Here is a 22,675-nt window from a genome sequence, read left to right as displayed (position 1 = left end):
ACGCGCGGGGGTCGCAGGAGGCACCGTGCTCACCGCGTTCGCCCGGGCGTTCAAGACGCCCGACCTGCGCAAGAAGCTGCTCTTCACGCTCGGCATCATCGTGGTGTACCGGCTCGGTACCAACGTGCCGATCCCGGGCGTCGACTACCGGAACGTCCAGGCCTGCATCGACAACGCCGAGGCCAACCAGGGTCTGTTCGGTCTGGTCAACATGTTCAGCGGTGGCGCGTTGCTTCAGATCACGATCTTCGCGCTGGGCATCATGCCGTACATCACGGCGGCCATCATCCTGCAGCTGCTGACCGTGGTGATCCCGCGTCTGGAGGCCCTGAAGAAGGAGGGCCAGGCAGGCACCGCGAAGATCACGCAGTACACGCGTTATCTGACGGTGGCGCTCGCCATCCTCCAGGGCACCGGTCTGGTGGCCACCGCCCGCAGCGGCGCGCTCTTCCAGGACTGTCCGGTCGCCAACCAGATCGTTCCCGACCAGTCGATCTTCGTGACCATCACCATGGTCATCACCATGACCGCCGGTACGGCCGTCGTGATGTGGCTCGGTGAGCTCATCACCGACCGCGGCGTGGGCAACGGCATGTCCATCCTGATGTTCATCTCGATCGCCGCGACCTTCCCCGCCGCCCTGTGGGCCATCAAGGAGCAGGGCAGCCTGGCGGACGGCTGGATCGAGTTCGGCACCGTGATGCTCGTCGGCTTCGTGATGGTCGGCCTGGTGGTCTTCGTGGAGCAGGCCCAGCGCCGGATCCCGGTGCAGTACGCCAAGCGCATGATCGGCCGCCGTTCCTACGGCGGGACGTCCACCTACATCCCGCTGAAGGTGAACCAGGCCGGTGTGATCCCGGTCATCTTCGCCGCGTCGCTGCTCTACATCCCCGCGCTGATCGTGCAGTTCGCCGGCTCCACGGCCGGCTGGGCGACCTGGATCCAGAAGAACCTGGCGGATCCGTCCGCGACGCCGCACATCGTCCTGTACTTCTTCCTCATCGTGTTCTTCGCGTTCTTCTACGTGGCGATCACGTTCAACCCCGAGGAAGTCGCGGACAACATGAAGAAGTATGGTGGCTTCATCCCGGGCATCCGGGCTGGCCGACCGACCGCTGAGTACCTGAGCTACGTACTCAACCGGATCACCTGGCCGGGTTCGCTGTATCTGGGCCTGATCTCTCTCGTGCCGACAATGGCGTTGGCTGGTTTCGGGGCGAACCAGAACTTCCCGTTCGGCGGGACCAGCATTCTGATCATCGTGGGTGTCGGTCTCGAGACGGTGAGGCAGATCGAGAGCCAGCTCCAGCAGCGCAATTACGAAGGGTTCCTCCGCTGATGCGAATCGTCCTCGTCGGGCCGCCGGGTGCCGGAAAGGGTACGCAGGCCACCCGCCTTGCCGAGAAACTGCGCATCCCCCACATCTCGACGGGCGATCTGTTCCGCGCCAACATCAGCCGGCAGACCGAGCTGGGCAAGCTGGCGAAGTCCTACATGGACGCGGGCAACCTCGTACCGGACGAGGTGACGATCGCCATGGCCAAAGACCGCATGGAGCAGCCCGACGCCGAGGGCGGCTTCCTGCTGGACGGCTTCCCGCGCAACGTCTCCCAGGCCGAAGCGCTCGACGAACTGCTGACCACCGAGGGCATCGAGCTGGACGCGGTGCTCGACCTGGAGGCCCCCGAGGCCGAGGTGGTCAAGCGGATCGCGGGGCGGCGCATCTGCCGCAAGGACTCCAGCCACGTCTTCCACGTGACCTACAGTCCGCCCGAGCAGGAGGGCGTCTGCGACCGCTGCGGCGGTGAGCTGTACCAGCGCGACGACGACTCCGAGGAGACCGTGCGCACGCGCCTGGAGGTCTACCACACGCAGACCGAGCCGATCATCGACTACTACAAGGCCCAGGGCCTCGTGGTGACGATCTCGGCGCTGGGTCCGGTCGACGAGGTCACCGGGCGGGCGCTCGAGGCGCTCCGGCACGGCAAGTAGCCGTCTTCGCCCGGCCGCGGTTCCCTGCGGGGGCCGCGGCCGAGCTGTGCGCGGGGCCGGGCGGCGTCCCCCGTATCGTTGAGGGTGTCCGCCGTCGTCCGTGAACCCGCCGGTACCGTCACCGGTCGAGAAAGGCCCTGGCCCCATGGTGCAGATCAAGACCCCCGAGCAGATCGCCAAGATGCGTGAGGCGGGGCTGGTCGTGGCCGCCATCCACGCGGCCACCCGCGAGGCCGCCGTGCCGGGCGCGACCACGAAGGACCTCGACGAGGCCGCCCGCAAGGTGCTCGCGGAGCACAACGCCAAGCCGAACTTCCTCGGCTACGGCGGCTTCCCCGCGACGATCTGCACCTCGGTCAACGAGGTCGTGGTGCACGGCATCCCCTCCGACGACGTCGTCCTCAAGGACGGCGACATCATCTCGATCGACTGCGGCGCGATCATCGACGGCTGGCACGGTGACGCGGCCTTCACGGCCTTCGTCGGTTCCGGTCACTCCCCGGAGCTGGTGGAGCTGTCCCGGGTGACCGAGGAGTCGATGTGGGCCGGCATCGCGGCGATGAAGCAGGGCAACCGGCTCGTGGACATCTCCCGGGCCATCGAGACCTACATCCGCCGCCAGCCCAAGCCCGGCGGCGGCAAGTACGGGATCATCGAGGACTACGGCGGCCACGGCATCGGCACCGAGATGCACATGGACCCGCACCTGCTGAACTACGTCGACCGGCGCCGCGGCAGGGGCCCCAAGCTGGTCCCCGGCTTCTGCCTGGCCATCGAGCCGATGGTGTCCCTGGGCACCCCGAAGACCGAGGTCCTGTCGGACGACTGGACCGTGATCACCACCGACGGCACCTGGTCCTCGCACTGGGAGCACTCCGTCGCGCTGACCGAGCAGGGGCCGTTGGTGCTGACCGCCCCGGACGGCGGGAAGGCCAAGCTGGCGGAGCTGGGCGTCACGGCCGCTCCGGACCCGCTCGGTTAAAGATCTCCCGGGTGGGGCAGACTTCTCCGATTCGTGTTTCCGGGGGCCCTGACGTAGACTGACTCGTCGGCTCTTGTGCACCCGCATGTCCGCATGCGCTCGGATTCCGAGGGGTGCACGTCCGAGCCGATCAAGGTAGTCGATTCGAAGGGCGAAGCGTGGCCAAGAAGCAAGGTGCCATCGAGATCGAGGGCACTGTCGTCGAGTCTCTTCCGAACGCCATGTTCAAGGTCGAGCTCCAGAACGGCCACCAGGTCCTGGCACACATCAGCGGCAAGATGCGCATGCACTACATCCGCATCCTCCCTGACGACCGGGTCGTGGTGGAGCTCTCTCCGTACGACCTGACGCGTGGCCGGATCGTCTACCGGTACAAGTAGATCTTGCCCGCGCCCCGGTCCGCCGGGGTGATGGCACTGACCCGGAGAACCTCACATCCCATGAAGGTCAAGCCGAGCGTCAAGAAGATCTGCGACAAGTGCAGGGTGATCCGCCGTCACGGCCGGGTCATGGTCATCTGCGACAACCCGCGCCACAAGCAGCGCCAGGGCTGATCGCAGCACGTCCACCCTCTGCGTCTTTCCGCAGAACTTCGCGCGACGCGAGCAACACAGTTCATACGCAGGTCCCGAGCCGCACGGCTCGACACCCCCGGCTCGGAGGCCGGGGACCCGGTCCGTACCTGGTACGGCGGGCTGGGATCCGGTCCTGTGGAAGACCTCCGACAACTAACTGGAGCCATTGAATGGCACGCGTTTCCGGTGTTGACATTCCGCGCGAAAAGCGCGTGGAGATCGCCCTCACCTACGTGTTCGGCATCGGCCGGACCCTTTCGCAGCAGACGCTGGCCGCCACCGGCGTCGACCCGAACACCCGCGTTCGCGACCTCTCCGAGGAGCAGCTCGTCGCGATCCGCGAGTACGTCGACAACAACCTGAAGACCGAGGGTGACCTCCGTCGCGAGATCCAGGCCGACATCCGCCGCAAGGTCGAGATCGGTACCTACCAGGGTCTGCGTCACCGTCGCGGTCTGCCCGTCCGCGGTCAGCGCACCAGCACCAACGCGCGTACCCGCAAGGGCCCGCGTCGCGCCATCGCCGGCAAGAAGAAGCCGGGCAAGAAGTAGTCCGCAGCGGACGCCTGTCCACGGTCTTCGCTGTAGGACCGACCACCTCCCGTAGGAGTTAAGAGATGCCCCCCAAGGGACGTCAGGGCGCTGCCAAGAAGGTGCGCCGCAAGGAAAAGAAGAACGTCGCTCACGGCCACGCGCACATCAAGAGCACGTTCAACAACACCATCGTGTCGATCACGGACCCGACCGGCAACGTGATCTCCTGGGCCTCCGCCGGCCACGTCGGCTTCAAGGGCTCCCGGAAGTCCACGCCGTTCGCCGCGCAGATGGCCGCCGAGTCGGCCGCCCGCCGCGCCCAGGAGCACGGCATGCGCAAGGTCGACGTGTTCGTCAAGGGCCCGGGCTCCGGTCGTGAGACCGCGATCCGTTCCCTGCAGGCCACGGGCCTCGAGGTCGGCTCCATCCAGGACGTCACCCCGACCCCGCACAACGGCTGCCGTCCGCCGAAGCGCCGCCGCGTCTGAGGCACCGGCCGCGCCGGTCGGCCCCCTGCTGGGGGTGCGGGGGTCGCCCCCGCAAGGTCGCAGCACGGCTGCCGTCCGCCGAAGCGCCGCCGCGTCCGAGGCACCGGCTTCCTGAGGTTCCGGGCGGTACGGCTCGTAAGGGCCGTATCGCCCGTACCCTTGCAGTACCCGCACTTTTCACCGGGTGCGGTTTCCGTCGGACGTCAAATAGCGGGCGTCCACGAATGAAGGATCTGATCCACACATGCTGATCGCTCAGCGTCCCTCGTTGACCGAAGAGGTCGTCGACGAATTCCGCTCCCGGTTCGTGATCGAGCCGCTGGAGCCGGGCTTCGGCTACACCCTCGGCAACTCCCTCCGCCGCACCCTCCTGTCGTCGATCCCCGGAGCCGCTGTCACCAGCATCCGCATCGACGGCGTCCTGCACGAGTTCACCACCGTGCCGGGCGTCAAGGAGGACGTCACCGACCTGATCCTCAACATCAAGCAGCTGGTCGTCTCCTCGGAGCACGACGAGCCGGTCGTGATGTACCTGCGCAAGCAGGGCCCGGGTCTGGTCACCGCCGCCGACATCGCGCCGCCGGCCGGTGTCGAGGTGCACAACCCCGACCTCGTCCTCGCCTCGCTCAACGGCAAGGGCAAGCTGGAGATGGAGCTGACTGTCGAGCGCGGTCGCGGCTACGTCTCCGCCGTGCAGAACAAGCAGGTCGGCCAGGAGATCGGCCGGATCCCGGTCGACTCGATCTACTCGCCGGTCCTCAAGGTCACCTACAAGGTCGAGGCGACCCGTGTCGAGCAGCGCACCGACTTCGACAAGCTGATCGTCGACGTCGAGACCAAGCAGGCCATGCGTCCGCGTGACGCCATGGCGTCGGCCGGAAAGACCCTGGTCGAGCTGTTCGGTCTGGCGCGCGAGCTCAACATCGACGCCGAGGGCATCGACATGGGCCCGTCCCCCACGGACGCCGCCCTCGCCGCCGACCTGGCGCTGCCGATCGAGGAGCTCGAGCTCACCGTCCGGTCCTACAACTGCCTCAAGCGTGAGGGCATCCACTCCGTGGGTGAGCTCGTCGCCCGCTCCGAGGCGGACCTCCTCGACATCCGCAACTTCGGTGCGAAGTCGATCGACGAGGTCAAGGCGAAGCTGGCGGGCATGGGGCTCGCGTTGAAAGACAGCCCGCCTGGATTCGACCCCACTGCCGCCGCGGACGCCTTCGGCGCGGACGACGACGCGGATGCCGGGTTCGTAGAGACCGAGCAGTACTGACTGCTCCGCGGAGGGGCCGCCGCACGGCGGCCCGCCGCACCCTCCGGACAGGTCCCCCCGGGCCCTGTCCGGATCTCCGACAGGCGGCCGCCTGCTCGGATACTGACCCCGGTACCTGATACGGCCGGGGCAGACACACAGGAGAAGAACCATGCCGAAGCCCACCAAGGGTGCCCGTATGGGCGGCAGCGCCGCGCACGAGAAGCTGATGCTCGCGAACCTCGCGAAGTCGCTCTTCGAGCACGGCCGCATCACCACCACCGAGGCGAAGGCGCGCAAGCTGCGTCCGTACGCCGAGCGTCTGATCACCAAGGCGAAGAAGGGCGACCTTCACAACCGCCGTCAGGTGCTCCAGGTCATCACGGACAAGGGCATCGTCCACACGCTCTTCACCGAGATCGGCCCGCGGTACGAGAACCGTCCCGGTGGCTACACCCGCATCACCAAGATCGGTAACCGCCGTGGCGACAACGCGCCCATGGCCGTCATCGAGCTGGTCGAGGCGCTGACCGTGCAGCAGAAGGCGGTCGGCGAGGCCGAGGCCGCCACCAAGCGCGCGGTCAAGGAAGACGCCCTCAAGAAGGACGAGGCCGCCGAGGCCCCGGCCGAGGACGCCAAGGCCGACCTGTCCAAGGACGAGGCCGCCGAGGCCCCGGCCGAGGAGTCGAAGGACGCGTAAGGCGTTCCGCGGCCCCAGGGTCACGACGGGCCCGTTCCCTCCGGGGAGCGGGCCCGTTCCCGTGTTCTGAGAGGATGCCGAGGTGAGTGACGAAGTACAGCCCGGACACGTCCGCATCCGCCTCGACCTCTCCTACGACGGCGCCGCCTTCCACGGCTGGGCCAAGCAGGCCGGGGGCCGGCGGACGGTGCAGGGGGAGATCGAGGACGCGCTGCGGACCGTGACGCGGTCGGGGGAGCGGACGTACGAGCTGACCGTGGCCGGGCGCACCGACGCCGGGGTGCACGCGCGCGGCCAGGTGGCCCACGTGGACCTGCCCGCCCAGCTGTGGGAGGCGCACCGGGAGAAGCTGCTGAAGCGGCTCGCGGGACGGCTGCCGCGCGATGTGCGGATCTGGTCCCTCACCGAGGCCCCGGCGGGTTTCGACGCGCGGTTCTCCGCGATCTGGCGGCGCTACGCCTACCGGGTCACCGACCACCCGGGCGGGGTCGACCCGCTGCTGCGCGGCCACGTGCTGTGGCACGACTGGCCGCTGGACGTCGACGCCATGAACGAGGCGGCGCGGGGGCTGCTGGGGGAGCACGACTTCGCCGCCTACTGCAAGCGGCGCGAGGGCGCGACGACCATCCGCACGCTCCAGGAGCTGAGCCTTCAGCGGGGCGCGGACGGGGTGATCACGGCGACGGTGCGGGCCGACGCCTTCTGCCACAACATGGTGCGCTCGCTCATCGGCGCGCTGCTGTTCGTGGGCGACGGCCACCGCCCGCCGGACTGGCCCGGCAAGGTGCTGGCGGCGGGCGTACGGGACTCGGCCGTGCACGTGGTGCGGCCGCACGGGCTGACCCTGGAGGAGGTCGGCTACCCGGCGGACGAACTGCTGGCCGCCCGCAACAAGGAGGCCCGCAACCGGCGTTCGCTGCCTCCGGCCGGCTGCTGCTGAGCCACGGGGCCGGAACCGCACGCCGGGCCGGCCCCCGGGGTCACTCGTTGGCCGCTGCCGACGCCTGCGCCTCGCCCCGGCGGCGGATCTGACGGAATGTGAACTCCGCGAGGTCGTCGCCCGCGGCGAACACCGCGGTGTCCTTCTCCGTCACGTCCTTGCCGTCGGTGAAGCCGGCCAGCGTGAAGTAGGCGTAGCGGCCGACCGAGTTGGTCGTGGAGCGGCAGACCGCTCCGTCGCAGAACTCCTTGACGCCGCCGCCGGCGAGGGACTTGACGATGCTTCGCTTGTCGGCCTGCTTCTTCGCCTCGGCCGCCCGTGCCTCGGTGTCGAAGACGGCGACGCCGACGGTGACCGCGACACCGTCCTTGGTGTAGGTCACGCGCATCAGACGGGTGCAGTCGTTGTCCGCCAGCACCTTGGGGAGGGTGGCCTTGGCTGCGGACCCGCAGTTGCGGGTGTCGGCCGTCGGGCCCTTCTTGTAGACCGTCTCGCCCATGGTGAGCTGGGTGCCGGGGAAGAGGACGTCGGGGGCCAGGGGCGCCCGGTCCTTCTTCGCGCTGGCGATGAAGTCCGCCGGGTCGAGCGGCGGCGGGGCGCTCGTCGGGGCGAACGACGGCACGGTGGCCTCGGCGCTCGGGATCGTGGTGGCCCCGGGCAGCTGGGACGACGGGCCGCCGGCGGTCCGGTTGTCACCGCCCGCGGAGACGACGGCCACCGCAACGGCCGTGCCTATCGCGACGGTGGCGAGCGCGCCGCCGCCGATGAAGAACAGACGGCGCCGCTTGTGACGGGCCTCGGAGGCGTCGGCGAGCGCGGCCCAGTCGGGCGACTGGCTGGAGCCGCCGCTGTTCCAGGGCTGCTGAGACTGCGGTTTCCAGGGATCCCACTGCTGCTGAGGTCCCCCCTGCCCATAACTCATGGGGCGCATCTTAGACGGGGCGCGGGGTGTGCTGGTCCGCCTCAACGGGCCGCGCAGCCCTTAGCGTTGCCCGCATGACGAGGGGCAAAAGCGACAACTGCGGGTGGTTGGTGCGACCCGTCCGCGGGCTCTCGGGCGGGGGGCGCACCCCTGCGGTGACGGCACCGGAGGGGTGCGCGGTGGGCGTGACCTCGCACGGAGGCGGACGGGGGCCCTGGGCCGGGTGCCCGGCCGGGGTGCGGCGGGGGTCGGGGGCGTCGTATGACGAGGCGCACGTCCGTCCCGGGCGGAATCGTGCGCGCCGGTCGGGCCGGCGGGGCCTTCGGGTGCCGACGGCGGGGCGTCCCGCGTGAACGGGGTGTGCGCCGTGGCCGCCGTGGCGGCGCTGCCCCTGTGCCTGCTGCTCGCGAGCCGGGGCCGCTGGGTGGCGGCGGGCGCGGTGCTCGGTGCGGCCGCGGCGCACCGGCCGCTGCTCGCGCCGGTGGCGCTGCTCTTCCTGTTCGCGGGCCGGTGGCGGGCGCTGGGCGTGCTGCTGCTGGTGCACACGGTCCTGGTCCTGCCGCACCCGGCGTACCCGTTCCTGCCGGACCCGTTCCCGCCGGACCCGGCGTACTCGTTCCCGCCGGACCTGGCGGTGGGGCTCCCGGGTGTCCCGTCGTGGCTCTCCGGTGGGGCCTGGTGGTTCCCGGACCCCCTTGCCCCCTCCGGTCCGCCGGATCCCTCCGGTCCCCCCGGTCCCTTCCCTCCCTCCCATGCCGCTGTTTCCTCCGGGCCGTTGCGCGCGCCGGCCACCGGGCCGGGAGAGGCGGTCCGGGCCGCGGGCGGCCCGCCATGGCGCGACGGGTCGGCCGTCCGGGCCCTCGCGCTGCTCGTGGCGGCGGCGGGCGTAGTGCGCGCCCACCGGCGATGGCGCGGGCCGGGGCCCGCGCTGCCGCGGCTGGCGGAGACGGCCACGGGGCTGGTGCTCTCGGCCTTCCTGGTCCTGCGCCCCTCCTGGACCGACCACCTGCTCGTCGTGGTGCCGCTGCTGCTCACGGGTCTGCCGTCCGCCCGCTCGGCGGCCCTGCGGCCGTGGTTCTGGCTGGCCCTGGTGCCGCAGCTGCCGGGGGTGGCGCCGCCCGGCCCCGGGTCCGGGCGGCGCCGGGCGTCCGGGCGGGCCGCCGTGTGGTGTGCGGCGAGGGCGGGGCGCCGCGGGGCACGGGGCCGGGCGGCGGGGGCTGCGACCCCCGTGGGGGCGGCGTACCGTGGCCGTATCGGTGCGGGGCGCCGGTGCCGGGGCCGGTCAGCCGACGGCACGGGCCCCGTTTTGACCCGTCCGGCCGCGGGCGGGTAGTCTGCAGGTTCGTTATGTGTATTGGCTTGCTCATTCTCACGTGAGGGGCCCTTACACCGGTCCACCGGGCCGATGACCAGCGACCAGCACGCGGTTTGCGTCACCGCTGTGCGGTCAGGGCTGTCGTGATCGTCTTCGGTGACCTTGTCAGGACCATTCACTGAAGAAGCGAAGGCTACGAACCGTGCGTACGTACAGCCCCAAGCCCGGCGATGTGACGCGCCAGTGGCACGTCATCGATGCTCAGGACGTCGTCCTGGGTCGTCTGGCCTCCACTGCGGCCTCCATCCTGCGCGGCAAGCACAAGCCGATCTACGCCCCTCACGTCGACACCGGTGACTTCGTCGTCATCATCAACGCCGACAAGGTGCACCTCTCCGGCAACAAGCGGACCCAGAAGATGGCGTACCGCCACTCGGGCTACCCGGGCGGTCTGCGCTCCGTCCGCTACGACGAGCTGCTGGCGAAGAACCCCGAGAAGGCCATCGAGAAGGCCGTCAAGGGCATGCTCCCCAAGAACACCCTGGGCCGTCAGATGCTCTCGAAGCTGAAGGTCTACTCGGGCGACCAGCACCCGCACGCTGCCCAGCAGCCGGTGCCGTTCGAGATCACCCAGGTCGCGCAGTAAGTCCGGCCACCCCTAAGACTGAACAGAATCTGAGGAGAATCGTGGCCGAGACCACTGCCGAGCAGCCGCTCGAAGAGCTTGACATCGACAGCTACACCACCGAGTCCGAGGTCCCCGTCGAGGGCGAGTACACCTCGGAGTCCATGGCCTCCCGCTTCGGCGAGCCCCAGCCGGCCGCCGGCCTGGGCCGTCGCAAGAACGCCATCGCCCGCGTCCGGATCGTTCCGGGCTCCGGCAAGTGGAAGATCAACGGTCGCACCCTCGAGGACTACTTCCCGAACAAGGTGCACCAGCAGGAAGTCAACGAGCCCTTCAAGGTGCTCGAGCTCGAGGGCCGCTACGACGTGATCGCCCGCATCGCGGGCGGCGGCGTCTCCGGTCAGGCCGGTGCGCTCCGTCTCGGTGTCGCCCGTGCGCTGAACGAGGCCGACGTCGACAACAACCGCGGCCCGCTCAAGAAGGCCGGCTTCCTGCGCCGCGACGACCGCGCGGTCGAGCGGAAGAAGGCCGGTCTGAAGAAGGCCCGCAAGGCCCCGCAGTACAGCAAGCGCTAGTCGCAGCTGGCCGAAGCAGGTCATCCGAACGCCCCGGCGGCACGCCTCGTGCCGCCGGGGCGTTCGTTTCTTCACTACCTTGGGCGTATAACGACACAAGGCGCTCAAACGCTAATGTGATCGGATGGTCGGGTCCGGCGGGGCCCGGATGCGCGAGCCGCACACGCATCACGACCGCCGAACACATCACATCTTTCGTCAGCGGCACAACCGTCGAACGCGCGGGCAGGTCCAACGCCCCGGCACGGCCGGGGACGTCACCACGGCACGGTCATTCGACACTGACGCTTCCTCAGGAGGACAAGTGGGACGACTCTTCGGCACGGACGGCGTGCGTGGCGTCGCCAACGCGGGCCTGACGGCGGAGATGGCGATGGGCCTCTCCGTGGCCGCCGCGCACGTACTGGCCGAGGCGGGCACCTTCGCGGGGCACCGCCCGACCGCCGTGGTGGGACGTGACCCGCGTGCCTCCGGGGAGTTCCTGGAGGCCGCCGTGGTGGCGGGTCTGGCCAGCGCGGGCGTGGACGTGCTGCGGGTCGGTGTGCTGCCGACGCCCGCCGTCGCCCACCTCACCGGTGCGCTCGGCGCGGACCTGGGGGTGATGCTGTCCGCCAGCCACAACGCCATGCCCGACAACGGCATCAAGTTCTTCGCGCGCGGCGGCCACAAGCTGGCCGACGAGCTGGAGGACCGCATCGAGGCCGTGTACGACGAGCACTGCACCGGCGCCCCCTGGGACCGCCCGACCGGTGCCGGCGTGGGCCGGGTGCGGGACTACGCGGAGGGACTCGACACCTACGTCTCCCACCTCGTCGGCGTCCTGCCGAACCGGTTGGACGGCTTGCGGATCGTCCTCGACGAGGCGCACGGCGCCGCCGCCCGGGTCTCGCCGGAGGCGTTCGCGCGGGCCGGGGCCGACGTCGTCACCATCGGTGCGGAGCCCGACGGGCTCAACATCAACGACGGCTGCGGCTCCACCCACCTCGACCGGCTGCAGGCCGCCGTCGTCGAGCACGGCGCCGACTTCGGCATCGCCCACGACGGCGACGCCGACCGCTGCCTGGCCGTGGACCACACCGGCGAGGAGGTCGACGGCGACCAGATCCTCGCCGTGCTCGCCCTGGCGATGCGGGAGCGGTCCGCGCTGCGCTCCGACACCGTCGTCGCGACCGTGATGTCCAACCTCGGCTTCAAACTGGCCATGGAGCGCGAGGGGATCCGCCTCGTGCAGACCGCCGTCGGCGACCGGTACGTGCTGGAGGAGATGAAGCGCAAGGGCTACGCCCTCGGCGGCGAGCAGTCCGGGCACGTGATCATCCTCGACCACGCCACCACCGGCGACGGCACGCTCACCGGCCTGATGCTGGCGGCCCGGGTCGCCGAGACCGGGCGCCCGCTGCGGGAGCTGGCGTCGGTCATGGAGCGGCTGCCGCAGGTGCTCATCAACGTGCCGGACGTGGACAAGTCCCGGGTGAAGACCTCGGCGGAGCTCACGGCCGCCGTGACCGACGCCGAGCGGGAGCTGGGCGAGACCGGCCGCGTCCTGCTGCGCCCCTCCGGCACGGAACCGCTGGTCCGCGTGATGGTGGAGGCCGCCGACATCGACCAGGCCCGTTCCGTGGCCGGCCGCCTCGCGGACGTGGTGAAGTCGGCCCTGGGCTGACCGGGGTGGCAGCGCGCCGGGGCCCGGCCCGAGTCCGGCCCGTGCGGGGCGCGGTCGGCCGTCCTGTCGCGTACCCGCCGCTTCGCGGGCCGGGCGTCCCGTACCGCCGCCGCGCGGGCCGCTGCCGGGCGCGCGTCCGCCGGGCGGCGGCCCGTCCGGGGCCTCCGGTCCGGTGTCACCCCCGCGCGAGTCCGCCGGGCCGCCGTCAGAGTTTGCGCAGGCGCAGGCGCTGCACCTTGTGGTCCGGGCCCTTGCGCACGATGAGGGTGGCCCGGCCGCGGGTGGGGGCGATGTTCTCCACCAGGTTGGGCCGGTTGATGGTGCGCCACATGGTGCGGGCGTAGTCCAGCGCCTCCTCCTCCGCGACCTGCGTGTAGCGGCGGAAGTACGACGACGGGTCCTGGAAGGCGGTCTCGCGCAGCCGCTTGAAGCGGTTGAGGTACCAGCGTTCGATGTCCTCGGTCCGGGCGTCCACGTACACGCTGAAGTCGAAGTAGTCGGCGAGCCCGACCCGGGTCCGCCCGTCCTTGCCGGGCAGCGCCGGCTGCAGGACGTTGAGCCCCTCGACGATCAGGATGTCCGGGCGGCGCACCGTGAGCACCTCGCCGGGAACGATGTCGTAGATCAGGTGGGAGTAGACCGGCGCCGTCACCTCGTCCTTGCCGGCCTTGATGTCGGCGACGAACCGGGTGAGCGCCCGCCGGTCGTAGGACTCGGGGAAACCCTTGCGGGACATCAGCCCGCGGGCCTGGAGCTCCTTGGTGGGCAGCAGGAACCCGTCGGTCGTCACCAGTTCGACGCGGGGGTGCTCGGGCCAGCGCGACAGCAGCGCCCGCAGCAGCCGGGCGACGGTGGACTTGCCCACGGCCACCGATCCGGCGACCCCTATGACGAAGGGCGTACCGGCCTGCGAGCCCTGCTCGCCGAGGAAGGTGTTCAGCGCGCCCCGCAGTCCGTCCGTGGCACCCACGTACAGATTGAGCAGCCGGGACAGCGGGAGGTAGATGTCCCGCACCTCGTCGAGGTCGATGACGTCACCGAGCCCGCGGAGCCGCTCCACCTCCTCGGCGGTCAGCGGCAGCGGCGTCTTCTCGCGCAGGGCGCTCCACTCCGCACGGGTGAGGTCCACGTACGGGGACGCCTCCGGCCGCTGCCGGTGGGCGTTGCGAGACATCGAGGAGACCGGTGAGATCACAGTCCATTGTTAACGGAGGACGAACGGGGCGGCGGGTGGGGTGCGTCACGCGTCGGCCCTCGCGCGGTGGGGGAGGGGGCGAGAGGGCCGGGGGAGGTGCGGAGAAGGCCCGGAGAGGCCCGGAGAGGCCCGGAGAGGCCCGGAGAGAAGCCGAACGGCCCAGGCCGGAGGGGGTCTCGCCGTCAAGATCACGTCGGTGTCACGGTCATGTACCGGATGATTCAACGCTTGATCATCTGTGGAGTCCCCGTGCATAAAGTGCGAACACGTGTGCGGAATTGTCCGCACTTTCCTGAAGAGAGACCACCGTGAAGTCCACCGCCGTCCGCCGTACCGCGCTCGCCGCCTCCGCCGCCGCCCTCGCCCTGCTCGTCACCGCCTGCGGCGGCTCCGGTGACGACAAGGCCGCCGACGACAAGAAGAAGGACGCGTCCGCTCCCGCCTCGTCCGCGCCCGCGTCCTCGGGCAAGGCGCTGACCGCCGCCGAACTGGAGAAGGTGGCGCTGGTCCAGGCCGACGTCAAGGACGGCAAGGTGGTCACGAAGCTGCCGGCGTCGGACGACGCCACCGCCGACCAGGTCACCACCGGGGACAAGGCGTGCCAGCCCCTCGCCCTCCTCCAGGCCGGTGTGCCGGTCGGTTCGCCGGCCGCGACGGTGAAGCGGTCGTGGACGGGCGAGGCCGAGAAGCCCGCCGCCGACGCCGACCCCGAGGAGGCGCTGCTCGCCGGCCTCGGCGGCGGCAAGGTGATCGTCACCCTCGCCTCCTACGAGGACGGCGCCGCCGAGCAGGTCATGAAGGACGTCGACGCGGCCACCGGGAAGTGCGCCGGTGGCTACTCGTACACCGCGGTCGGCGAGAAGACCAAGGCGCTCAAGGTCACCGCGGCCGACCGGCCCGAGGGTGCCGACGAGGGCCGTTCCGTCACGATCGACATGGAGCTGGAGGAGGGCCTCTCGGCCCCCATGAAGGTGGTCGTCGCCCGCAAGGGTTCCACGGTCGTCTCCTTCACCGCCGTCGACTTCGCGGCGCTCGCCAAGGGCGAGGACTTCGACTTCCCGGCCGAGGTCGCGGACGCCCAGCTGGCCAAGCTGGACTGACCCGGAGGCACCGGCGCGGCGCGCCCGCCGCGGCGGGACCTCCCGCCCCGCCGCGGCGCGCCGCCGCCGTCAGACGCTTCCCGGGGGCGCACCGTGCCGGAGCTGCCGGTCTCCCAGCCAGGTGACCGAGGTGGCGGGCCAGCCGCCGGGCGGCCGCCAGGCCCTGTTCGGCATGGTCGCGCGGGTCCGGACGCGCATCGGGCGTTCCGGGCGGCCGGGCCAGTGAGCAGGACAGCAGCGTGTCCGCCGGCTCGTGCGGCAAGGACAGCCGGACGGTCGTCGAGTCCGACGGTGTACGTGAACGCGTCCGGGTCCTCGTGGGCGCCGGTCTCCCGCGGCTCGTACAGCACAGACGGCTCACCCGCGGCCCGCACCAGCAGGGGCCGTGCTGCTGCGAGGGTCATGTGGTGTGCGCTCCTGTGAGGTGTCGACCGCCGCCCACGGTGCCGGGCCCGCGCTGCTCGCCCGGCCGCGGCCCCGGCCCACCCGTGCGCGCCCCCGGGTCCGCGGGCCGTCGTCCACCGGCTCACGTGCTCGGCGTGGTCGGCATGGTAGCGGCCCCGACCGCGGCCGGACCGTTCGCCCACGACGGGCCCGGCACGTGGAATCCCAGGGCGGCACCGCTCGCCCCGTAGGGTGCCCGGCATGAGCATCATCGGAGTCGGGATCGACGTGGCCGAGATCGACAGGTTCGCCGCGTCGCTGGAGCGGACGCCCGGGCTGACTCAGCGGCTGTTTCTCGAGAGCGAGTTGCTGCTGCCGGGCGGGGAGCGGCGCGGGGCGGCCTCGCTGGCCGCGCGGTTCGCCGCCAAGGAGGCGTTGGCCAAGGCGCTGGGGGCACCCGGCGGGATGTACTGGACCGACGCCGAGGTGTACGTGGAGGACAGCGGACAGCCCCGGCTGCGGGTCAGGGGGACCGTGGCGGCACGGGCCGCCCAACTGGGCGTGCGTTCCTGGCACGTGTCGCTCAGCCATGACGCCGGGGTGGCCTCGGCGGTCGTGATCGCGGAGGGATGACGAACCGTGCGCGCGGGTGATGGGACGACGGCCTTTCCGGGGGTCGCGGTCGATCTGCCGCCCTGGGGGCAGGCGTTCCTCGGCATCGCCGCCGTTCTCACCGTCGTCTTCGCGCTCGTACGGCTGGTGCGTCACCGGCGTCGGTGACCGGCGTCGGTGACGGGCGTCGGCGACGGGCAGCGGTGACCGGCATCGCCGACAGTCGGCGCCGACAGACGGCGCCGACCGGCGTCCTCGACCGCGGCGACCGGTGCGCGGCGGTGTTCCGTCTGCGGGACACTCGGACGCATGCGGACTGCGTACGGCGTGGAGACGGTCAGAGCGGCGGAACGGGACCTGATGGCACGGCTGCCGGAGGGGGCGCTGATGCAGCGCGCCGCCGCCGGACTCGCCGCCGCCTGCGCGGGGTTGCTCGGGCGGGTCTACGGCAGCCGGGTGGTGCTGCTGGTCGGCAGCGGCGACAACGGCGGCGACGCCCTGTACGCCGGTGCCCGGCTCGCCCGGCGCGGCGCGGGCGTCACGGCGGTGCTGCTCGCCCCGGACCGCGCGCACGCCGGTGGGCTGACGGCGCTGCGCGGGGCGGGCGGCCGGGCCGTGGGAACGGACGGGGCCGAGCAGCTGATCGAGCGGGCGGACCTCGTCGTGGACGGCATCGTCGGGATCGGCGGGAAGGGCGGGCTGCGGCCGGAGGCGGTGCCGCTCGCCGAGGCGGCCGGACGGTCGCGCGGCGCGGTGGTCGCCGTGGACCTGCCGAGCGGGGTCGACGCCGACACCGGGGAGGTGCCCGGCGAGGCGGTCCGCGCCGACCTGACGGTGACGTTCGGAGCGCACAAGCCCGGCCTGCTGATCGACCCCGCGCGGGAGTACGCCGGGTCGGTGCGGCTGGTCGACATCGGGCTGACCCTGCCGGCCGAGCCGGAACTGCGGGCCCTGCAGCACGCCGACGTGGCCCGGCTGCTGCCCGAGCCCGCGGCGGAGAGCGACAAGTACCGGCGGGGCGTCGTCGGCGTCGCCGCCGGCTCCGCCCGCTACCCCGGGGCCGCCGTGCTCGCCGTCGCCGGGGCACTGCGGGGCGGCGCGGGCGCCGTGCGGTACGTCGGTCCAGCCGCCGACGCGGTGATCGCACGCTTCCCGGAGACGCTCGTGTCGGACCGGGGTCCCGCGCACGCGGGCCGGGTGCAGGCGTGGGTGACCGGTCCGGGGGCCGGCGACGACGCGGCGACCGTGGCGGAGGTGCTGGCCGCCGACGTACCGGTGCTGATCGACGCCGACGGGCTGCGGCTGGCCGACCCGGACGCCGTACGGGCCCGGCGGGCCCCGACCCTGATGACCCCGCACGCCGGCGAGGCCGCCGCCCTGCTCGGCGCCGACCGGCGGCAGGTCGAGGGGGCGCGGCTGCGGGCGGCCCGTGAACTGGCCGGACGGTACCGGGCCACCGTCCTCCTCAAGGGCTCCACGACGCTGGTCGCCGACCCGGGCGGGGGTGCCGTACGGGTGAACCCGACCGGCACCCCCTGGCTGGCGACGGCGGGCAGCGGGGACGTGCTGTCGGGCCTCGCCGGTTCCCTGCTGGCGGCGGGGCTGCCGCCCCTGGACGCGGGCAGCGTCGCGGCCTACCTGCACGGCCTGGCGGGCCGCTTCGCCGCGGACGGGGCGCCGACGGCGGCGCAGGACGTGGCGGGACACCTTCCCGAGGCCTGGCGGGACGTGGTGCGCGGCTGATCCGTGCGGCCGTGCCGTGCGCGGGGTGCGCGCGCCGGGCGGCGCGAGGCGGGGGGGGGAGGGCGGCCGGGCCCGCTCCCGTCCCGCCCCGCCCCCCAGTCGGGGGCGGCCGGACTCACGGCCTGGCCGCCGCACCGGACCCCGGTGCCGGGCCCGGACCGGGGGGATGCTTGGGTGCAGACGTCGTCGACGAACTCCGGGACCGGGGTGGTGTCCGAAGGGGCGGACGCCGGTGTCCCGGGGCCGTCCACCCCCTCTGAGAGACTGAGCGCGATGAACGAGACACCTGCCTCACCGGGGGCCGCGCAGCTGCGGGCCCGTGCAGAGATCGACCTCGCCGCGGTGCGCGCCAACGTGCGCAGCCTGCGGTCCCATGCGCCGGGCGCCGCCTTCATGGCCGTGGTCAAGGCCGACGGGTACGGGCACGGCGCGCTCCCCTGCGCGCGGGCGGCCGTCGAGGCCGGGGCGACCTGGCTGGGCGCGGCCACTCCGCACGAGGCGCTCGCGCTGCGCGCCCCCGGGTCCGGCGTGCCGGCCGACGTGCGGGTGATGTGCTGGCTGTGGACGCCGGGCGGTCCCTGGCGGGAGGCCGTCGAGGCCGACATCGACGTCTCCGTCAGCGGCCCGTGGGCCCTGGAGGAGGTCACGGCCGCCGCGCGTCTGGCCGGGCGCCCGGCCAGGGTGCACCTCAAGGCCGACACCGGCCTCGGCCGCGGTGGCTGCCAGCCCGCCGACTGGGCGGACCTGGTCGCCGCCGCGCTGCGCGCCGAGGCCGACGGGCTGGTGCGGCTCGTCGGCATCTGGTCCCACCTGGCGTGCGCCGACGAGCCCGGCCACCCGGCCACCACGGACCAGCTCACCCGGTTCCGGGAGATGACCGCGGCCGCCGAGGCACGGGGCGTCCGGCCCGAGGTCCGGCACATCGCCAACTCGCCGGCCGTCCTCACCCGCCCCGACAGCCACTTCGACCTCGTACGGTCCGGCGTCTCGGTGTACGGCATCGCGCCGAGCCCCGCCCTCGGCACCCCGGCCGACTTCGGACTGCGCCCCGCGATGACCCTGTCGGCGTCCCTGGCCCTGGTGAAGCGCACCCCCGGCGGCCACGGCGTCGGCTACGGCCACCGGTACGTCACCCCGGGCCCGACCACCCTCGGCCTGGTCCCGGTCGGCTACGCGGACGGGGTGCCGCGGCAGGCTTCCGGCGCGGGCCCGGTGCTCGTCGACGGCAAGCTGCGCACGGTGGCCGGCGGGATCGCGATGGACCAGTTCGTGGTCGACCTGGGCGGGGACGAGCCCCCGGCCGGCGCCGAGGTGGTGCTCTTCGGCCCCGGCGACCGGGGTGAGCCCACCGCCCAGGACTGGGCCCAGGCCGCCGGTACGATCGCGTACGACATCGTCACCCGGATCGGCGCCCGGGTCCCGCGCGTCCACCTGAACGAGGTCCCGGAAGGCGCCGGGGCCCCGTCCCCGGAGGGCGGCCGGGAGCACGGCGGCCCGCGGGACGGGAGCGGCGCGGACGCCCGGCGGGAGGGCGCCGGCGCATCCGGCACCCCCTGAGCGGGCATCCGAGGAACGAGGCCCCGGCGGCCGGGTGAACCACGCCCGGCGCGGGGGCGTCACACGACGTGAGACGGCGTCCGGCGGGACCGTTCCCGCCGGACCGGCCCCGGGAGCCCGCCCGTGAGACCCACAGCCCCTGCGACCAGCGGCCCGGGGACCCCGGCCGGCCGGGTGCGCCCGGAGCGTCCGGTGAGCCCGGAGAACCCGGAGAACCCGGAGAACCCGGGGAACCCGGTGAAGAGGAGCGGTACGTGAGCGAGACGAGTGCCCAGGCCGTGGCGACGGCCGCCACGGCGGCCGCCGCCTCCGCCGCCGGGGCGTCCGCCGGCTGGCGCCGGGCGACCGGTGTGGCCGGCGTCGCGATAGGCGTGCTCGCCACCGGCGCCGCGGCCGGGGTCGCCCTGGAGCGGATGACGGTCGGCCGGGGCATGCGGCGCAAGGCGCGGCTGGTCCTGGACTCCGCCGGCCCCTACGGGGCGCTGCGCGGCACCCCCGGCAAGGCGTACGCCGACGACGGCACCGAGCTGTACTACGAGGTCGACGACCTCGATCCGGAGCCCGCTCCGGCCCGACGGCGGCGGTTGTTCGGCCGCAGGTCCCCGGCCCCGGTCACCGTGGTCTTCTGCCACGGCTACTGCCTCAACCAGGACTCCTGGCACTTCCAGCGGGCCGCCCTGCGGGGCGTCGTGCGCACCGTCCACTGGGACCAGCGCAGCCACGGCCGCAGCGGCCGTGGGGTGGCCCAGACGGAGCGGGGCGAGCCCGTCACCATCGAACAGCTCGGCCGGGACCTGAAGGCGGTCGTCGACGCGGCGGCGCCGGAGGGACCGATCGTGCTGGTCGGGCACTCCATGGGCGGCATGACGGTGATGGCCTTCGCCGACCTCTACCCCGAGCTGGTCCGCGAACGGGTCGTCGGCGTGGCCCTGGTCGGCACGTCCTCGGGACGGCTCGGCGAGGTCAACTTCGGGCTGCCCGTGGCCGGGGTCAACGCGGTGCGGCGGGTGCTCCCGGGCGTGCTGAAGGCGCTGGGGCAGCGCGCCGAACTCGTGGAGAAGGGCCGCCGGGCCACCGCCGACCTGTTCGCGGGGATCATCAAGCGCTACTCGTTCGCGTCCCGGGACGTCGATCCGGCCGTCGCCCGGTTCGCCGAGCGGATGATCGAGGGCACGCCCATCGACGTCGTCGCCGAGTACTACCCGGCGTTCAACGACCACGACAAGACCGAGGCCCTCGCCCACTTCGCGGACCTGCCGGTCCTGGTGCTGGCCGGGGTGCAGGACCTGGTCACGCCCAGCGAACACAGCGAGGAGATCGCGGGCCTGCTCCCGGACGCGGAGCTGGTCCTGGTGCCGGACGCCGGGCACCTGGTCATCCTGGAGCACCCGGAGGTCGTCACCGACCGCCTCGCCGACCTCCTCACCCGTGCGGGAGCGGTGCCGGCAGCGGCTACCGTGAAGGGCTATGGAAGCACCAGCAGCACCGCACGGCCCGGCTGAGCCGCCGTCCGCGCCTCCCGTAGAGCTGACCGTCACCTCACCCGAGCAGATGCGGGACCTCGGCCGCAGGCTCGCGAAGCTGCTGCGCGCCGGTGACCTCGTGATGCTGAGCGGCGAGCTCGGTGCCGGGAAGACCACGCTGACCCGCGGGCTCGGGGAGGGGCTCGGGGTGCGCGGCGCCGTCACCTCCCCGACGTTCGTGATCGCGCGCGTGCACCCGTCCCTCGGCGACGGGCCGCCACTGGTCCACGTGGACGCCTACCGGCTGTCCGGCGGGCTGGACGAGATGGAGGACCTCGATCTCGACGTCTCGCTGCCCGAATCGGTGGTCGTGGTCGAGTGGGGCGAGGGCAAGGTCGAGGAGCTGACCGACGACCGCCTCCAGGTGGTCATCCACCGGGCCGTCGGGGACACCACCGACGAGGTCCGGCACGTGACGCTCACGGGCGTGGGTGACCGCTGGGCGCACACCGACCCGAGCGTGCTGTCGGCCTGAATCCTGCGCACCCTGAAACCGTGGAACCTGCGCACCCTGAAACCCTGAAACCCTGAAACGCGGACGCGGGCCTCGCCCGGCCGGCCGCTCCTCCGCACACGGGGTCGGCGAGGCCGGCGAGGCCGGTTGGGGTCGCCGGGCCGGGGCGAGAGGGCCGTGGGGGCGCAGGGCGGTCCGGGCCCGGTCGGATCGGCCCGGGCGCGGCACGCGGGGCGCCGTGAAGACGCTGGCGCCCGGGTGCGCCCGGGGTGAGCGCCCAGCTTCCGGAGCCCGGCTTCCCGCGCGCCGGGGTCATGGCGCCCGCATCCCCGCCCGCCCGCGGCACGGCGCCCGAATCCCGCGCGCCCGGCTTCTTCCGTTCGTGCGCAGGTCCTGCGCGCGTCCTGCGCGGGTCCCGGCGTGACGGGTGCTGCGGGCCGCCGTGAACGCGCGGCGCCGGGGCCGGAAACGCCGCGTCGGTGCGGACCCGAGGGGTCGCGCCGGGCTTTCCGACATCGCGTCGGGAAAATGTTGCGTTCCGCCTCTCCGGCGTGGTCACATGGTATCCAGATCGTGGTTAGGTCTACCTAACCACGCCCGCCCCCGACTTCACAGGAGGCGTCCGTGGCAGCCAACGAGAGCGCCCGCCCGGCCCCGGCGCGGCCGATGTCCCCGCAGTCGTCGTCCGTGCTGTCCATGCGTGAGCTGCTGGCGTCCTGCGACGCCGCCACCGCGGTCTCGACTCCGCCCCCGGCTCCGGCACCGCGCCCGTACGGGCCCGAGGAGCAGCATCGCGAGGCCGCGTGACCGCGGCCCGGAACGACCGCACCGCCGGGAACGGGGGACGTCGCCGCCGGTGAAGGGCGGCGGTGCCGGCGAAGGGAGGTCGGCGGCCGTCGGCGGTGTCAGCGGACGACGACGACCGTGCGCCCGATCGTCGCGAACGTCCACATCGCCGCGCCGTCCGCGCGTTTCTCGCGGATGCCGCCGGTCCGCACGCCGGGATCGAGCGCGGGCGTCGACCCGTCCACCGCCGCGCTGAACCCGATCACCGTGCCCTCGACGCTCGTGAACCGGACGACGTGCTCGACCGGAATACCGTCCGAACCGGTGATCCGCTTGGAGCGCGAGGTGACCTGATAGGTGCCGGGCGCCGGGTCCACCGTGCTGGGGCTGACCGTGAACGTGCGCTTGACCCGGCCGCCGTCGCCGACGAGCCACACCCGGTCGGCACCGAGCGAGTAGACCACCCGGACACCTTGACCGGAGCGAGCGGGCAGGGCCTCCGGACCCCGCTTGGCCCCGGGTGCCTCGGAGGCCGCGGCCGGGGCCGCACCGGAGGAGGCCGCCCGGCGCAGGTCGGCGGGGACGTTCGCCGACGCCTGGTAGCCGAGGTAGCCGACCGCCGCGAGGGCAGCCGCGGTGAGTCCCGCGACGATCGCCGAACTGCTGCCTGCCACCGTTGTCACCTCTGTCCCGATCTGCCCCTTGTGTGCGTGCGCCGCACCGACGGTAGCAGTCCGTGACCGTTCGCCCCGTGCGGCCGTGGCG

General features: G+C 72.6%; 25 protein-coding genes. 22 read left to right on the top strand and 3 right to left on the bottom strand.

What is annotated here, in order from left to right; genetic code table 11:
• Nucleotides 1-25: 25 nt before the first annotated feature.
• From secY to truA, 10 genes are all read left to right on the top strand, one after another.
• Complete coding sequence (gene secY / locus ACSU53_RS12170; RefSeq protein WP_437027228.1) at nt 26-1,339, top strand: preprotein translocase subunit SecY; 1,314 nt, start codon at nt 26-28, stop codon at nt 1,337-1,339.
• Nucleotides 1,339-1,992: an adenylate kinase gene (locus ACSU53_RS12165; protein WP_437027226.1), complete on the top strand. Its 654-nt coding sequence runs from the start codon at nt 1,339-1,341 to the stop codon at nt 1,990-1,992. Before secY ends, ACSU53_RS12165 begins: the two co-directional genes overlap by 1 nt.
• Nucleotides 1,993-2,137: 145 nt before the next feature.
• Entirely contained in the window at nt 2,138-2,974 is an 837-nt protein-coding gene (map, locus tag ACSU53_RS12160) for a type I methionyl aminopeptidase (protein ID WP_437027224.1), read from the top strand.
• 158 nt (nt 2,975-3,132) lie between these two features.
• Complete coding sequence (gene infA, locus ACSU53_RS12155; RefSeq protein ID WP_003948620.1) at nt 3,133-3,354, top strand: translation initiation factor IF-1; 222 nt, start codon at nt 3,133-3,135, stop codon at nt 3,352-3,354.
• 60 nt (nt 3,355-3,414) lie between these two features.
• Entirely contained in the window at nt 3,415-3,528 is a 114-nt protein-coding gene (rpmJ, locus tag ACSU53_RS12150; RefSeq protein ID WP_003974245.1) for a 50S ribosomal protein L36, read from the top strand.
• A 191-nt stretch (nt 3,529-3,719) separates the two neighbouring features.
• A complete protein-coding gene (rpsM, locus tag ACSU53_RS12145; RefSeq protein ID WP_164332821.1) occupies nt 3,720-4,100 on the top strand; it encodes a 30S ribosomal protein S13 in 381 nt (126 codons plus the stop codon).
• A gap of 65 nt (nt 4,101-4,165) precedes the next feature.
• Nucleotides 4,166-4,570 (top strand): 30S ribosomal protein S11, encoded by a 405-nt coding sequence (rpsK, locus tag ACSU53_RS12140; protein WP_003948617.1) that lies wholly within the window; start codon nt 4,166-4,168, stop codon nt 4,568-4,570.
• A 244-nt stretch (nt 4,571-4,814) separates the two neighbouring features.
• On the top strand, nt 4,815-5,837 hold the full coding sequence (locus tag ACSU53_RS12135) for a DNA-directed RNA polymerase subunit alpha (RefSeq protein ID WP_362090629.1): 1,023 nt from the start codon (nt 4,815-4,817) through the stop codon (nt 5,835-5,837).
• 151 nt (nt 5,838-5,988) lie between these two features.
• Complete coding sequence (rplQ, locus tag ACSU53_RS12130) at nt 5,989-6,516, top strand: 50S ribosomal protein L17 (protein ID WP_437027222.1); 528 nt, start codon at nt 5,989-5,991, stop codon at nt 6,514-6,516.
• A gap of 82 nt (nt 6,517-6,598) precedes the next feature.
• Nucleotides 6,599-7,456, top strand: a complete 858-nt coding sequence (gene truA, locus ACSU53_RS12125) for a tRNA pseudouridine(38-40) synthase TruA (RefSeq protein WP_437027220.1) — start codon at nt 6,599-6,601, stop codon at nt 7,454-7,456.
• Nucleotides 7,457-7,496: 40 nt separating this feature from the next.
• Here the strand turns inward: truA and ACSU53_RS12120 are convergent, their stop codons facing one another.
• Nucleotides 7,497-8,378, bottom strand: coding sequence for a hypothetical protein (locus ACSU53_RS12120; protein WP_437027219.1), 882 nt, complete (start codon nt 8,376-8,378; stop codon nt 7,497-7,499).
• Between the two features lie 367 nt (nt 8,379-8,745).
• Between ACSU53_RS12120 and ACSU53_RS12115 the strand changes: the two genes are divergently transcribed.
• From ACSU53_RS12115 to glmM, 4 genes are all read left to right on the top strand, one after another.
• Nucleotides 8,746-9,711, top strand: a complete 966-nt coding sequence (locus tag ACSU53_RS12115) for a hypothetical protein (protein ID WP_437027217.1) — start codon at nt 8,746-8,748, stop codon at nt 9,709-9,711.
• A gap of 184 nt (nt 9,712-9,895) precedes the next feature.
• Nucleotides 9,896-10,339: a 50S ribosomal protein L13 gene (gene rplM / locus ACSU53_RS12110; RefSeq protein ID WP_437027215.1), complete on the top strand. Its 444-nt coding sequence runs from the start codon at nt 9,896-9,898 to the stop codon at nt 10,337-10,339.
• 41 nt (nt 10,340-10,380) lie between these two features.
• On the top strand, nt 10,381-10,893 hold the full coding sequence (rpsI, locus tag ACSU53_RS12105; RefSeq protein WP_129799256.1) for a 30S ribosomal protein S9: 513 nt from the start codon (nt 10,381-10,383) through the stop codon (nt 10,891-10,893).
• Nucleotides 10,894-11,197: 304 nt separating this feature from the next.
• Complete coding sequence (gene glmM, locus ACSU53_RS12100) at nt 11,198-12,556, top strand: phosphoglucosamine mutase (protein ID WP_437027212.1); 1,359 nt, start codon at nt 11,198-11,200, stop codon at nt 12,554-12,556.
• Between the two features lie 205 nt (nt 12,557-12,761).
• Here glmM and coaA read toward each other — a convergent pair whose 3' ends face one another.
• The gene (gene coaA, locus ACSU53_RS12095) at nt 12,762-13,730 is read right to left on the bottom strand and encodes a type I pantothenate kinase (protein WP_437027210.1); all 969 of its coding nucleotides are present in this window, start codon (nt 13,728-13,730) and stop codon (nt 12,762-12,764) included.
• Between the two features lie 329 nt (nt 13,731-14,059).
• On the opposite strand from coaA, the gene ACSU53_RS12090 reads away from it, so the two are divergent.
• From ACSU53_RS12090 to ACSU53_RS12055, 8 genes are all read left to right on the top strand, one after another.
• On the top strand, nt 14,060-14,851 hold the full coding sequence (locus ACSU53_RS12090; protein WP_437027208.1) for a hypothetical protein: 792 nt from the start codon (nt 14,060-14,062) through the stop codon (nt 14,849-14,851).
• A 645-nt stretch (nt 14,852-15,496) separates the two neighbouring features.
• Entirely contained in the window at nt 15,497-15,868 is a 372-nt protein-coding gene (locus ACSU53_RS12085; protein ID WP_437027206.1) for a holo-ACP synthase, read from the top strand.
• Nucleotides 15,869-15,874: 6 nt separating this feature from the next.
• Complete coding sequence (locus ACSU53_RS12080) at nt 15,875-16,015, top strand: hypothetical protein (RefSeq protein ID WP_437027204.1); 141 nt, start codon at nt 15,875-15,877, stop codon at nt 16,013-16,015.
• 141 nt (nt 16,016-16,156) lie between these two features.
• Nucleotides 16,157-17,590 carry an NAD(P)H-hydrate dehydratase gene (locus ACSU53_RS12075; RefSeq protein ID WP_437027202.1) on the top strand — a complete coding sequence of 478 codons (1,434 nt, stop codon included), beginning with the start codon at nt 16,157-16,159 and terminating at the stop codon, nt 17,588-17,590.
• Between the two features lie 273 nt (nt 17,591-17,863).
• On the top strand, nt 17,864-19,147 hold the full coding sequence (gene alr, locus ACSU53_RS12070; protein ID WP_437027200.1) for an alanine racemase: 1,284 nt from the start codon (nt 17,864-17,866) through the stop codon (nt 19,145-19,147).
• A 254-nt stretch (nt 19,148-19,401) separates the two neighbouring features.
• On the top strand, nt 19,402-20,649 hold the full coding sequence (locus ACSU53_RS12065; protein WP_437027198.1) for an alpha/beta fold hydrolase: 1,248 nt from the start codon (nt 19,402-19,404) through the stop codon (nt 20,647-20,649).
• Nucleotides 20,615-21,145: a tRNA (adenosine(37)-N6)-threonylcarbamoyltransferase complex ATPase subunit type 1 TsaE gene (tsaE, locus tag ACSU53_RS12060; protein WP_437027196.1), complete on the top strand. Its 531-nt coding sequence runs from the start codon at nt 20,615-20,617 to the stop codon at nt 21,143-21,145. Before ACSU53_RS12065 ends, tsaE begins: the two co-directional genes overlap by 35 nt.
• A 603-nt stretch (nt 21,146-21,748) precedes the next feature.
• A complete protein-coding gene (locus ACSU53_RS12055; RefSeq protein ID WP_437027194.1) occupies nt 21,749-21,931 on the top strand; it encodes a hypothetical protein in 183 nt (60 codons plus the stop codon).
• A 98-nt stretch (nt 21,932-22,029) separates the two neighbouring features.
• Here the strand turns inward: ACSU53_RS12055 and ACSU53_RS12050 are convergent, their stop codons facing one another.
• Nucleotides 22,030-22,584, bottom strand: a complete 555-nt coding sequence (locus ACSU53_RS12050) for a hypothetical protein (protein ID WP_437027192.1) — start codon at nt 22,582-22,584, stop codon at nt 22,030-22,032.
• Nucleotides 22,585-22,675: the final 91 nt, after the last annotated feature.

The sequence above is a fragment of the Streptomyces sp. enrichment culture genome, from assembly GCF_964273255.1.
Lineage (GTDB): Bacteria > Actinomycetota > Actinomycetes > Streptomycetales > Streptomycetaceae > Streptomyces.
This window is presented reverse-complemented; position numbering and strand designations above follow the sequence as displayed.